Below are 13,550 nucleotides of genomic sequence, written 5' to 3'. Positions count from 1 at the left end.
CTGCGTGGGGACGGATCGTTTATTCACTGGTCAACGCCTTTACCGGATCGAGCCGGGCAGCTTTACGGGCCGGCATGAAGCCGAATACGACGCCGGTGACCAACGCGCAGCCAAATGCGCCGAGCACCGCCACCAGGGAAAATTGCACCGCCACCTTGGCCAGCACCAGCACGCCGCCCATCAGCAAGGCCAGGGCGATGCCGCACAGGCCGCCGACCACCGAGAGCATCACCGCTTCGGTGAGAAACTGGCGCAGGATGTCGCGCTGGCGCGCGCCGGTGGCCATGCGGATGCCGATTTCACGCGTGCGCTCGCGCACGGTCATCAACATGATGTTCATCACACCAATGCCGCCCACCAGCAGGGAAATCGCCGCAATCGAGCCGAGCATCAGCGACAGCGTGTTCTGGGTGCGTGCTTCGGCCTGGATCATCGCCGCGTTGTTGGTCAGCTCGTAGTCGCGCTTGCCGTGGTGCAGGCGCTGCATCAGTTGATCGATGGCCTGTTCGGCCTCGCGGACGTTGCGCGCATCGGCGGCGGCAATCACCACGTATTCGGGGTTGTAACTGCCGAACAGGCGCACGCTGGCGGCGTTGTAGGGAATGGCAATGCGGTTGTCGCTGTCCTTGTCGCCGGAGCTGGCGCCTTTTTCCGCCAACACACCAATGACCTGGAACGGCACGTTCTCGATCAGGATGTATTGGCCGATCGGGTCGACCAGGCCCTTGAACAACTTCTCGCGCACGCGGTGGCCGATCACCGCCACCGTGGCCCCCGCGCGCTCGTCGGCCTCGGTGAAGTAACTGCCCTCGGCTACCGGCCAATTGAAGATGGCCGGGAAGTTAGTATCGTTGCCGCCCACGTAGGCCATGTAGTCGACGTTGCCAAAGCGCACCCCGGCCTCGGCGCCGTTGACCGGCATGATGCGCTTGACCTGCGGCAGCGCCGCCAGCGCCGCGACGTCATGGAGGGTGATGATCCCCAGCGGCGTGCGCGGGTTGGGCGAGGAGCCGCCCAGGTAGAGGATGTTGGAACCGAACGCGCCCATCTGCGCCATCACTTGGCGCTTGCTGCCTTCGCCCACCGCCAGCATGACCACCACCGACGCTACGCCGATAACGATCCCCAGCAAGGTCAGCGCGGTACGAAAGCGGTTGATCCACATCACGCGCCAGGCGGCGTGTACGGCGTCAACCAGCTCGGCTTTCCAGGCGCCGTTGTGTTCGGCGCCCGCGACCAGGCGCTGGCGCAGGTCAACGGCTTGCAGGGCCCCGCTCGCGGCGGTGGGTGCGTGCTGGCCGGCATGCGCCGAGTCACTGACGATCAGGCCGTCGCGGATCTCGATGATGCGGTTGGCCCGCGCCGCCACTTCGCGGTCGTGGGTGATCAGGATCACTACGTGGCCCTGGCCCGCCAGTTCGTCGAGCAGGGCCATCACCTCGGCGCCGCTGTGGCTGTCGAGGGCGCCGGTGGGTTCGTCGGCGAGGATAATGTGGCCGCCGTTCATCAGTGCGCGGGCGATGGATACTCGCTGCTGCTGGCCACCGGACAGTTGGTGTGGACGGTTGCCGGTGCGCTCGGCCAGGCCCAGGCGGGTGAGCAGGGCGTGGGCGCGGGCATGGCGTTCGGCGGCACTGATGCCGGCATAGATCGCCGGCATCTCGACGTTTTCCTGGGCTGAACCCGACGCAATCAGGTGATAGCCCTGGAACACAAAGCCGAACGCCTCGCGGCGCAGCCAGGCCAGTTCGTCGTTGCTCAGGTGCGCGACGTTTTCCCCGGCGAACAGGTACTCGCCCGTGCTTGGGCGGTCGAGGCAGCCGAGGATATTCATCAGCGTGGATTTGCCGGAGCCGGAAGCGCCGACGATTGCGACAAATTCCCCGGCATGGATCGCCAGGTCGATTCCGCGCAGCACGTCGACCTGCGGGCTGTCGCCGCCGCCGTAGGATTTGCGGATGTGCTTGAGTTCGATCAGGGGCGTGGTCAATTCAACCCCCCGTTGCCGTCGGCCGGGCCGATCAGCAGGTGATCGCCTTCGTTCAGGCCATCAAGCACCTGCACTCGCAGGCGGTCGCTGATGCCCAGGCGCACTTCGCGCTCTTCGATGCGACCGTTGCCGGTGACCACCCGGGCGATCTGTTTGCCGGCGCTGTTGGTGCCCGGCAACGCGGCGACCGGTGCGGTGAGGGCATCCTTGACCTGGCTGGCGACGAAAAACACTTGGGTGGTCATCTCGGCCATCAAGGCGTTGTCGTGGTTGTCCACGTCCAGCAGCACGGTATACAGCACCACACGGCCGCTGCCGCTCTTGCCGGAACTGTTGGGGTTGCCGCTGCCCTGGGTTTCATTCAACGGCTTGGGCGGGATCGGCAGGATCTGTCGCACTGTGCTGGTCCAGCGCCGGTTACCGCCGCTGAGGGTGGTGAAGTAAGCGCTCATGCCGGGTTTGACGTGGCCGATGTCGGCCTCCGAGACTTCCGCCCACACGGTCATCGGCGACAGCTTGGCGATGCGCAGGATCAATGGGGTTTGCTGTTGCGCGTTGAGGGTCTGGCCCTCCCGTGCGTCCACGGCGACCACGGTGCCGGTCATCGGTGCGTAGATGCGCGTGTATCCTAGTTCGGCTTCATCGCTGCGCAGGCTGGCCTGGGCCTGGAGGATCTGCGCCTGGAACATTTGGATGCGCGCCTGGGTCGCGCTCAGCTCGGCCTTGGCGGTCTGTACGTCTTCCTCGCGGGTGGCGTTGCCGGTGGCCAGGCGTTGCTGGCGCTGGTACTTCTGGCGTGCCAGTTGGTGCCGGGCTTGCTGTTCCCGCAGTTGAGCCTTGAGGTTGTCGATGGCGTAGCGGCTGGCGTCGAGCTTGGCTTTTTGCGTGGCCGGGTCGATCTCCACCAGTAATTGGCCTTGCGTGACCGGGTCGCCGGCCTCGACATGGATCTTGCGAATCTGCCCGGAGGCCTGTGCGCCGACGTCGACATAGCGGCGTGGCTGCAGAGTGCCCAGGGCGCTGACGCTGCTTTCGATACTGCCGCGGGTCACGGTGACGGTGTTCAGGCTGTCAGGCCCCGGCGGCAACACTTGCCAGGCGGCGACGGCGATGAGGGGAATCAGGCACACACCCATGAGCAGGGCGCGTCGGGCGGGGCGAGAGCGTTTCATGCGTGGATTCCAGCCAGGACAGTGCAGGCGCGGTTGCGCGGAACTGACAGGTAAACGAGATAAATGCCCGGAAATTTAGGTGGTTACACACTCGGTTACAGCGTTTATGGAGAAAAAAAACCGCCCCGGATGCAAGTCTTCTTTAAAAGTAGATGAGAATTACTATAAATTGCACGCACTCAAACTGCCATTACGCAATCATCTATCTTTAGCACCCACAGGTCTGATGCCGCCACTCGGCGGTCGGGAGTCATGTTGGAAAACTACTATCGCGAGCTGGTGTGTTTCATCAACGCCAAGCTGGGCAACCGTCAGGTGGCCGAAGATGTGGTGCATGACGCTTATGTCCGGGTGCTGGAGCGTTCCAGCGACACCCCCATCGAACAACCCCGCGCCTTTTTGTACCGCACCGCGCTGAACCTGGTGATCGACGGCCACCGACGCAACGCCCTGCGCCTGGTCGAGCCGTTGGATGTGCTCGACAGCGAAGAACGCTTCGCCACGGGCGCGCCCCACACCCTCCACCACCACGCCGAGCGCCTGGAGATGCTCGAACGCGCCCTGGCGGAGTTGCCGGCGGCCTGTCGCGACAGCTTCCTGCTGCGCAAACTCGATGGCCTGACTCACCTGCAAATTGCCGAACGCCTGGGTATTTCCCGCGCCCTGGTGGAAAAACACATCGTCAATGCCATGAAGCATTGCCGGGTACGCATGCGTGAGTGGGAAGCGCACTGATCGCTGACCGATTAAATTTTATTTCACTGTCCTCGTTTCCTATCAACACATGACCTGTCGGCAGGTCTTGAAGGTATTCCCGCTCCCTCGCCAAGGAGCTTATCCAGAGGACACTGGAATGACACAGGCAATTGCTTCGCCCGCGGTTCACGACCTGATCGGTATCGGTTTCGGCCCTTCGAACCTGGCGCTGGCTATCGCCCTGCAGGAACGAGAGAGCACCCAGGGCAGGCTGGACGCGCTGTTTCTCGACAAGCAGGCCGACTACCGCTGGCACGGCAATACCCTGGTGACCCAGAGCGAGTTGCAGATTTCGTTTCTCAAGGACCTGGTGACCCTGCGCAATCCCACCAGCCCGTACTCGTTCGTCAATTACCTGAAGGCGCACGGCCGCCTGGTCGACTTTATCAACCTGGGCACCTTCTACCCGTGCCGCATGGAATACAACGACTACCTGCGCTGGGTGGCCGCGCAGTTTCAGGCCCAGGGCCGCTATGGCGAGGAGGTGCTGGCCATCGAACCGATCCTGCATCAGCAGCAGGTCGAGGCGTTGCGCGTGATTTCCCGCGACGCCCAGGGCGAGCAGCAGGTGCGCGCTACGCGCTCGGTGGTGGTCAGCGCCGGCGGCACGCCCCGGGTGCCCGAGGCGTTCAAAGGGCTCAAGGACGACAGCCGCGTGTTCCACCACTCCCAGTACCTGGCTCGCATGGCGCAGCAACCCTGTGTGCAGGGCAAGGCGATGCGTATCGCGATCATCGGTGGCGGCCAGAGCGCGGCCGAAGCCTTTATCGACCTCAATGATGGCTATCCGTCGGTACAGGTCGACATGATCCTGCGCGGGTCGGCGCTCAAGCCCGCCGATGACAGCCCGTTCGTCAATGAAGTGTTCTCGCCGGCCTTTACCGACCTGGTGTTCCAGCAGGTGGGCACCGAGCGCGAACGCTTGGTGGCCGAGTACCAGAACACCAACTACTCGGTCGTGGACCTGGACCTGATCGAACGTATCTACGGGATTTTCTACCGCCAGAAAGTCTCCGGCATCGCCCGCCACGTCTTCCGCACCATGGCTGTGGTCGAGAAGGCGGTGGCGGGCCCGCTGGGTGTCGAACTGACGCTGCGCAACACTGCCACCGGCGAGATCATCGTCAACCATTACGATGCAGTGGTGCTGGCCACCGGCTACGAGCGCCAGATGCACCGTGAGCTGTTGGCGCCGTTGGAGGCTTATATGGGCGACTTCGAGGTGGCCCGCGACTACCGCATCGTCACAGACGAGCGCTGCAAGGCCGGCATCTATATCCAGGGTTTCAGCCAGGCCAGCCACGGGTTGAGCGACACGTTGCTGTCGATCCTGCCGATTCGCGCCGATGAAATTGCCGCCTCGTTATACGAAAACGACCGTCACCGGGGCAAGGGCCGTTCGGTGCAGGACCGGCTGCTGGCCTCCGTCAGGTGACGAACTGGTGTTCAAGCTTCAAGCTTCAAGCTTCGAGCTTGCAGCTTGCAGCTGCGCCCTGATACTGTATAAAAAACCAGTATCAGGCAGCCCTCCATGCAGTTGATCGAAAAACTCAGCATCCTCGCCGATGCCGCCAAGTACGACGCTTCGTGCGCCAGCAGTGGCGCGCCCAAGCGCAGTTCCGAGGGCAAGGCGGGGCTGGGCTCCACCGATGGCATGGGCATCTGCCACAGCTACACGCCCGACGGGCGCTGTGTCTCGTTGCTCAAGGTGCTGCTCACCAACTTCTGTCTCTACGACTGCCAATACTGTGTCAACCGCCGCTCCAGCGACGTGCCACGTGCACGCTTCAACCCGGAGGAGGTGGTGGCGCTGACCCTGGATTTCTACCGGCGCAATTGCGTCAGCGGGCTGTTTCTCAGTTCCGGCATCATCCGTTCGGCCGACTACACCATGGAGCAGTTGGTGCGGGTGGCGAAGCTGTTGCGGGAAGAGCACGATTTTCGCGGCTATATCCACCTCAAGACCATCCCCGAAGCCGACCCGGCGCTGATCGCCGAGGCCGGGCGTTATGCCGACCGCCTCAGCGTGAATATCGAGTTGCCCACCAATGCCAGCCTGCAGACCCTGGCGCCGGAAAAGCAGATCGGTTCGATCAAGCAGGCCATGCAGACCATCTACACCGGCGAACAGGCGGTGTTCAACGAGCCGCGCGCACCGCGTTTCGCCCCGGCGGGGCAGAGCACGCAGATGATCGTCGGCGCCGACGACACCGACGACAGTACCATCCTCCATGGCGCCGAGGCGTTGTACGGCAACTACAAGCTGCGCCGTGTGTATTATTCGGCGTTCAGCCCCATCCCCAACAGCCCGAAAAGCGTGCCCCTGGCCGCGCCGCCGCTGATGCGCGAGCACCGCTTGTACCAGGCGGACTTCCTGTTGCGCAGTTACGGCTTCAGCGCGGGCGAACTGTTCGAAGGCCCCGGCCACCTGGCCCTGGACATCGACCCCAAGCTGGCCTGGGCGCTGGAACACCGCGAGGTGTTCCCCCTGGACCTGAACCGCGCCGAGCCCACCCTGATCGCGCGCATCCCGGGCATTGGCCTGCGCACCACCCAGCGGTTGGTCGACCTGCGGCGCGAACGCAAGATCCGTTTCGAAGACCTGGCGCGCATGCGTTGCGTGCTGGCCAAGGCCAAGCCGTTTTTCATCACCAGCGACTACCACCCGCAGCAGGCGGACAGCACCAGCGTGCTGCTGCGTGAGCAATTGCGTGACCGCCCGCAACCGCAACAGATGGGGCTGTGGGGGGTGATCAGCCTGGAATGCGACAACCTGTTCGGCACCTGGCGCGAGCAGGCGCGCTGGCTGCTCAGCCATCAGGTCGACCCCAGCCAGGTGAGCTGGGGTGAGGCCGAGGTGGCGGACCTGTTTGCCACCGACGAGCCGATTCCCGCAGGGCCTGGGCCGTTCCAGGCACGCATTCCCAAGGCGCTGCTGGCGTTGCTGGAGTCGGCCGCCTGTTACCACGGCGACCAGCGCTGGAGCCTGCTGTACGAAGTGTTGTGGCGGGTCAGCCATGGCGACCGCACGGCGATGCTGGCGGGAGACAAGCTGGGCAGCGAATTGCAGCGGCGCATCAAGCAGGTCAGCCGTGAAGCCCACCACTTGCATGCGTTTGTGCGGTTTATCGCATTGCCGCCGGAGGCGGGGCCCGAGCTGCCGGAATATGTGGCCTGGCACGAGCCGGCCCATGACATTCTAAAAAGCGCGAGCGCGCACTTTATTGGGCGCATGGGCCGCCACCGCTGGATGATCGCCACGCCCCTGGACGGGGTGTATTACGACGGCGAGCAACTGATCCACCAGCGCCAGTGCCCGCCGGCGTGGCAGCAACTGGCGCAGAACATCGAAGACCCCAACAGCGCCCTGTGGCTGACCTACTACAGCCACATTTTCAACCCGGCGCGGCTTAACCCCAAGGTGATGGAGGGGCACTTGCCCAGCCGGTTCTGGAAGAATCTGCCGGAGGGCAAGTTGATACCGGGGTTGATCAGCGAGGCGCGTACGGGCAAGCAGAAGGATGGGCAGGCAAAGCAGGTTGGCATCAGGCCGGGTAAACGAATTTCAAGCGGGCGCGGTTAAAAACGTGGGAGCGGGTGTGCTCCCACATTGGTATTGTGGCGTCTGCCAAACCGTCGTCAGCCAGGAGCAATCATGTCTACCGCCGTCCGTCTCGCCCAGCCCATCGATGCCGAGGGCATCAGCCAGATCATCCTGGCAGCCTTGCATAGCACCAATGCGCGGGATTACCCGGCGGATGTGATTGCGCGGGTGGCGAGCAACTTCACGCCCGAGGCGGTGCTGGACCTGCTCAAGCGCCGCGTGGTGCTGGTGGCGATTCAGGATCAGGTAATCGTCGCCACCGCCGCACTGGATGCCAACGTGGTGCGTTCGGTGTTCGTCAACCCGGCGCTGCAAGGGCAGGGTATCGGGCGGTTGCTGATGATCGAGATCGAATTGCGCGCCCGTGAAGCCGGGGTGACGACGCTGAGCGTGCCGTCTTCACTGACCGCCGAGCCGTTTTATACCAAAATGGGCTTTCACACCGTGCGCGACGTGTATCACGGCAACGAGCGCACGTTGGTTATGGAAAAGGCCTTGTCCTCGCGTCACCCCATCGGGCCGTATCGTGACCGTCAGCACCGCGCCCAGGTGATTGACTTGTGGCAGGAGGCGTTTGGCTATGACACCGCCCATAACCTGCCGAGCCTGTCGATCGATAAGAAGCTGGCGGTCAATGATGGGTTGTTCTTTGTGGCAACGGATAAAAAGGTTGTGGTCGGGACGATTCTTGCAGGGTACGACGGGCATCGTGGCTGGTTGTATTCGGTGGCGGTACGCGCGGACTACCGTCGGCAAGGCCTGGGCGCCTCGTTGGTGCGGCATGCGGAACAGGCGTTGAGCGCCTTGGGCTGCATGAAGATCAACCTGCAGATCACTGGGGGCAATGAGGTGGTGGTGGGGTTCTACGAGGCGCTGGGGTATGGGGTGGAGCCGAGGATCAGCATGGGCAAGAAGCTTGCGCAGAATATTCCCAAGGAGTCTTGAGTACGCTGCAAGGCAAATGGGGGAGGGGGCTAGCTGTGGTGAGGGGGCCCCAGGTTCACTGGGGATCCAGTGGGGCCGCTTCGCGGCCCAACGCAGGGCAAGCCTGCTCGCCACAGGCAATCACGCTGGCTGCCAGTTGATAGCCGCCACTGGCTTCCGGCTTAGACCTTGACGATCCAACCCTCTGGCGCTTCAACGTCGCCGGTCTGCACACCGGTCAGCTCTTTGTAGAGTTTCTGGGTGATCGGGCCGACTTCGGTCTCGCTGTGGAACACATGCAGCTTGCCGTTGTACTGGATACCGCCGATCGGCGAGATGACCGCCGCGGTGCCACAGGCGCCGGCTTCCTTGAATTGATCCAGTTTGTCGATGAACACTTCGCCCTCGACCACTTCCAGGCCCAGGCGGGTCCGGGCCAGTTCGATCAGCGACAGGCGGGTGATGCCAGGCAGCACCGAAGGCGACTTCGGCGTGATGAACTTGTTGTCGTGGGTGATCCCGAAGAAGTTGGCCGAGCCGACTTCTTCGATTTTCGAGTGGGTCATGGGGTCCAGGTAAATCGCGTCGGCGAAGCCGGATTTTTTCGCTTCCGAGCCCGGCATCAGGCTGGCGGCATAGTTGCCGCCGACCTTCGCGGCACCGGTGCCCTGTGGCGCGGCACGGTCGAAGGTGGAAATCTGGAAGTTGTGCGGCACCAGACCGCCCTTGAAGTAGGCGCCGACCGGGATGCAGAACACCGAGAAGATGAATTCCGGTGCGGTGCGCACGCCGATGTTGTCACCAGTGCCGATCACGAACGGGCGCAGGTACAGCGCGCCGCCGCTGCCGTACGGCGGGATGAAGCGCTCGTTGGCCTTGACCACTTGTTTGCAGGCGTCGATGAACGCGTCGGTGGGCACATGCGGCATCAGCAGCCGGGCACAGCTGCGTTGCATGCGCGCGGCGTTCTGGTCCGGGCGGAACAGGTTGATCGAACCGTCCTTGCAGCGATAGGCCTTGAGGCCTTCAAAGCATTGCTGGCCATAGTGCAGGGCGGTGGAGCCCTCGCTGATGTGCAGCACGTTGTCGTCGGTCAGGGTGCCTGCTTGCCATTCGCCGTTTTTCCAGACCTGGAGAAACCGCTTGTCGGTCTTGATGTAGTCAAAACCCAGCTTGTCCCAATTGATGCTTTCGTTACCCATGACACCCTCTATCTTTGGTCAAGTCGGTTTTTTTCTGAATGGGCGCAACAATACTTCATTCGCGGGGCCGTTCGCATCCCCCGCGTCCCTTGTAGGAGCGAGCTTGCTCGCGAAAATCGTCAACGATAACGCGTGAAACCAGAATGAACGCGGCGCCCTCAGGTTCTTCGCGAGCAAGCTCGCTCCTACAGGGGGGTGGTTATTTACAGGTGCAGCGCATGCCCCAGGGCCCTCAGCGCGGCTTCCTGCACAGCTTCGCCGAGCGTCGGATGGGCATGGATGGTGCCGGCCACATCTTCCAGGCGCGCGCCCATTTCCAGGCTCAGGCCAAACGCAGTGGACAGTTCTGATACACCCATCCCCACGGCCTGCCAACCCAGGATCAGGTGGTTGTCACGCCGCGCCACCACCCGCACGAAGCCGGTTTTCGACTCCAGGGTCATGGCCCGGCCATTGGCGGCGAACGGGAAGCTCGACACGATGCAGTCCAGACCGGCGGCCTTGGCCTCGTCCGGGGTCTTGCCGACCACCACCAGTTCCGGGTCGGTAAAACACACCGCCGGTATCGTCGCCGGGTTGAATTCGCGGTGCTTGCCACTGATCAGTTCGGCGACCATTTCCCCCTGGGCCATGGCCCGATGCGCCAGCATCGGCTCGCCGCTCAGGTCGCCAATGGCATACACATTGCGCATGCTGGTCTGGCAGCGGTGGTCGATCCTGATCGCCGCGCCGTTCATGTCCAGGCCCAGCGCTTCGAGGTTCCAGCCCTGGGTGTTGGGTTTGCGACCGACGGCCACCAGCACCTGGTCGGTGTCCAGCGACAACGTGTCGCCATTCGGATCGGTCACCTGCAGGCGGTTGTGCTCGAAACCGCTGACGCTGTGCTGGAGGTACAGCTTCACCCCCAGTTGCTTGAGGGATTCGACCACCGGCTGGGTCAGTTCGGCGTCGTAGGCCGGCAGGATCCGCTCCTGCGCCTCGACCACACTGACCTCGGCGCCCAGCTTGCGATAGGCAATGCCCAGCTCCAGGCCGATATAGCCGCCACCCACCACGATCAGGCGCTTGGGCACGCGGGTCGGCGCCAGGGCTTCGGTGGAGGAGATGATCGGCCCGCCAATCGGCAGCATCGGCAGGTTGACGCTGGTTGAGCCGGTGGCCAGCAGCAGGTGTTCGCACTGGATGCGCTGGTCGCCGACGTCGACGGTCTTGCCGTCGACCACCTTGGCCCAGCCGTGGATCACCTGCACCTTGTGTTTCTTGAGCAGCGCGGCGACGCCGGTGGTCAGGCGGTCGACGATGCCGTCTTTCCATTCCACGCTTTTGCGGATGTCCAGGGTCGGCACATCCACCTCGATCCCCAACTGGGAACCCTGGCTATGATGCACGGTTTGCTGGAACTGCTCGGCCACGTGAATCAAGGCCTTGGACGGGATGCAGCCGATATTCAGGCAGGTGCCGCCCAGCGCCTGGCCTTCCACCAGGATGGTCGGAATGCCCAACTGGCCGGCGCGAATCGCCGCCACATAACCGCCAGGGCCGCCGCCGATAATCAGCAGCGTGGTATGCAATGTCTGCGTCATGCCTTACTCCAGGAACAGGCTGGCGGGTTGTTCGAGCAGGCCGCGAATGGCCTGGATGAATTGCGCCGCGTCCATGCCGTCGACCACACGGTGATCGAACGAGCTGGACAGGTTCATCATCTTGCGGATCACGATCTGGCCCTTGATCACCATGGGCCGTTCGACGATACGGTTGACGCCGACGATGGCCACTTCCGGCAGGTTCAGCACCGGCGTGCTGACGATGCCGCCCAAGGCGCCGAGGCTGGTCAACGTAATCGTCGAACCCGACAGCTCGTCGCGGCTGGCCTTGCCGGTGCGCGCGGCGGTGGCCAGCCGCGCGATTTCCTCGGCATTGCCCCACAGGCTGCGTGCCTCGGCATGCCGCACCACCGGCACCATCAGGCCCACGTCGCTCTGGGTAGCGACGCCCACATGCACCGCGCCGAGACGGGTGATGACCTGGGCTTCGTCATCGTAGCGCGCGTTGATCTGCGGAAAGTCGCGCAGTGCCACGACCATGGCACGCACGATGAACGGCAGCAGGGTCAGCTTGCCGCGTGTGGCGCCGTGTTTCTCATTGAGGTGCACGCGCAGCTCGTCGAGGGCGGTGACGTCGATCTCTTCGACGTAGCTGAAATGCGCGGCGCGCCGGGTGGCGTCCTGCATGCGCTGGGCGATCTTGCGGCGCATGCCGATCACCGGGATCTGTTCTTCGTCGTTGCGCTCGGCGTAAGGGTTGGCTGCCGTCGAAGGTTTTGAAGCCCCTTGTTGCAGGTAGGCGTCGAGGTCTTCGTGCAGGATCCGCCCGGCGGGGCCAGAACCCTGCACCAGGCGTAGCGGGATACCGGCATCCAGCGCGTGCTTGCGCACGGCGGGGGAGGCCAGGGGGCGCTCGTCGGTATCGCGGACCACGGTGGCCTGTGTGGTTACGACGGGCGCGGGCGTGCTTTCAACCACCGGTGCAGGGCTGGCCTCGACAACGGGAGCCGCTTTCACCGCTTCCGCCACCACCGGCGCATCCTTGGCGTTGCCCGCACCCTCCACCTCAATACTGATCAAAATACTGCCCACGGCCATGACTTCACCCGGCTCGCCGCCGAGGGCAATCACCTTGCCGTGTACCGGCGAGGGAATATCCACCATCGCCTTGTCGGTCATCACATCCGCCAGCACCTGGTCTTCGACGACCATGTCGCCGACCTTCACATGCCATGCCGACAATTCAACTTCCGCGATGCCTTCGCCAATGTCCGGCATCTTGATAACGTGCGTGCCCATTCAGACCTCCATGACCCGTTTCAACGCCGCGCCCACTCGGGACGGCCCTGGGAAATACGCCCACTCCTGCGCGTGCGGGTAGGGGGTGTCCCACCCGGTGACGCGTTCGATCGGCGCTTCCAGGTGGTGGAAGCAATGCTCCTGCACCAGCGCCACCAACTCGGCGCCAAAGCCGCAGGTGCGGGTGGCTTCGTGCACCACCACGCAACGGCCGGTCTTTTTCACCGACTTGACGATGGTGTCCAGGTCCAGTGGCCACAGGCTGCGCAGGTCAATGACCTCGGCGTCGATGCCGGTTTCTTCGGCGGCAACCTGCGACACATACACGGTGGTGCCGTAGGTCAGGATGGTGACGGCCGAACCTGGGCGCACGATGGCGGCCACGTCCAGTGGCACGGTGTAGTAACCGTCCGGCACTTGCGCTTTCGGGTGTTTCGACCACGGGGTGACAGGGCGGTCGTGATGGCCGTCGAACGGGCCGTTGTACAGGCGCTTGGGTTCGAGGAAGATCACCGGGTCATCGTTTTCGATCGAGGCGATCAACAAGCCCTTGGCGTCGTACGGGTTGGACGGCATCACGGTGCGCAGGCCGCAGACCTGGGTGAACACCGCCTCGATACTCTGGCTGTGGGTCTGGCCGCCGTAGATGCCGCCGCCGCAGGGCATGCGCAGGGTCAGCGGCGCGGTGAACTGGCCGGCCGAGCGATAACGCAGGCGCGCGGCCTCGGAGACGATCTGGTCGGTGGCGGGGTAGACGTAGTCGGCGAACTGGATTTCCGCCACCGGGCGCAGGCCATAGGCGCCCATGCCCACCGCCACGCCGACGATGCCGCTTTCGGAGATGGGTGCGTCGAATACCCGCGAGCTGCCGTACTTGGTCTGCAAGCCTTCGGTGCAGCGGAATACACCGCCGAAGTAACCGACGTCCTGGCCGAATACCACCACATTGTCGTCACGCTCAAGCATCACATCCATGGCCGAGCGCAGGGCCTGGATCATGGTCATGGTGGTGGTGGTCATGGCGGTTTCCACTTCAATACTGTTGTTGTGATCGTTCAT

10 protein-coding genes and 1 pseudogene are annotated in these 13,550 nt (G+C 63.6%); 5 read left to right on the top strand and 6 right to left on the bottom strand.

All coding sequences use genetic code 11. From position 1 onward, the window contains the following. Positions 1–19: 19 nt before the first annotated feature. On the bottom strand, positions 20–1,990 hold the full coding sequence (locus tag AB4O05_RS22100; protein WP_460135290.1) for a MacB family efflux pump subunit: 1,971 nt from the start codon (positions 1,988–1,990) through the stop codon (positions 20–22). Beyond that, positions 1,987–3,162: an efflux RND transporter periplasmic adaptor subunit gene (locus AB4O05_RS22095; protein ID WP_460135291.1), complete on the bottom strand. Its 1,176-nt coding sequence runs from the start codon at positions 3,160–3,162 to the stop codon at positions 1,987–1,989. The genes AB4O05_RS22100 and AB4O05_RS22095 overlap by 4 nt, the downstream gene beginning before the upstream one ends. Positions 3,163–3,366: 204 nt before the next feature. On the opposite strand from AB4O05_RS22095, the gene AB4O05_RS22090 reads away from it, so the two are divergent. The 5 genes and pseudogenes from AB4O05_RS22090 to AB4O05_RS22070 all read left to right on the top strand — a co-directional run bounded on the left by AB4O05_RS22090 (position 3,367) and on the right by AB4O05_RS22070 (position 8,467). Continuing rightward, complete coding sequence (locus AB4O05_RS22090) at positions 3,367–3,897, top strand: sigma-70 family RNA polymerase sigma factor (protein WP_460164924.1); 531 nt, start codon at positions 3,367–3,369, stop codon at positions 3,895–3,897. Positions 3,898–4,015: 118 nt separating this feature from the next. Then, entirely contained in the window at positions 4,016–5,353 is a 1,338-nt protein-coding gene (locus tag AB4O05_RS22085) for a lysine N(6)-hydroxylase/L-ornithine N(5)-oxygenase family protein (protein ID WP_460135293.1), read from the top strand. 96 nt (positions 5,354–5,449) lie between these two features. Then, positions 5,450–6,667, top strand: a pseudogene (locus AB4O05_RS22080) (putative DNA modification/repair radical SAM protein); the annotation flags it as partial. Next, a complete protein-coding gene (locus tag AB4O05_RS22075) occupies positions 6,668–7,501 on the top strand; it encodes a TIGR03915 family putative DNA repair protein (RefSeq protein WP_460135295.1) in 834 nt (277 codons plus the stop codon). Between the two features lie 72 nt (positions 7,502–7,573). After that, positions 7,574–8,467 carry a GNAT family acetyltransferase gene (locus tag AB4O05_RS22070; RefSeq protein ID WP_460135296.1) on the top strand — a complete coding sequence of 298 codons (894 nt, stop codon included), beginning with the start codon at positions 7,574–7,576 and terminating at the stop codon, positions 8,465–8,467. A gap of 161 nt (positions 8,468–8,628) precedes the next feature. Here AB4O05_RS22070 and AB4O05_RS22065 read toward each other — a convergent pair whose 3' ends face one another. The 4 genes from AB4O05_RS22065 to AB4O05_RS22050 all read right to left on the bottom strand — a co-directional run bounded on the left by AB4O05_RS22065 (position 8,629) and on the right by AB4O05_RS22050 (position 13,550). After that, complete coding sequence (locus tag AB4O05_RS22065; protein ID WP_460135297.1) at positions 8,629–9,648, bottom strand: branched-chain amino acid aminotransferase; 1,020 nt, start codon at positions 9,646–9,648, stop codon at positions 8,629–8,631. Positions 9,649–9,851: 203 nt separating this feature from the next. Further along, positions 9,852–11,231: a dihydrolipoyl dehydrogenase gene (gene lpdA, locus AB4O05_RS22060; RefSeq protein WP_460135298.1), complete on the bottom strand. Its 1,380-nt coding sequence runs from the start codon at positions 11,229–11,231 to the stop codon at positions 9,852–9,854. A 3-nt stretch (positions 11,232–11,234) separates the two neighbouring features. Continuing rightward, complete coding sequence (locus AB4O05_RS22055; RefSeq protein WP_460135300.1) at positions 11,235–12,491, bottom strand: dihydrolipoamide acetyltransferase family protein; 1,257 nt, start codon at positions 12,489–12,491, stop codon at positions 11,235–11,237. Beyond that, a complete protein-coding gene (locus tag AB4O05_RS22050; protein ID WP_460135301.1) occupies positions 12,492–13,550 on the bottom strand; it encodes an alpha-ketoacid dehydrogenase subunit beta in 1,059 nt (352 codons plus the stop codon).

This window comes from Pseudomonas sp. S1_G07 (assembly GCF_054668565.1).
Note: the sequence above shows the minus strand (reverse complement) of the source record. Positions and strands in the feature narration are given on the sequence as shown.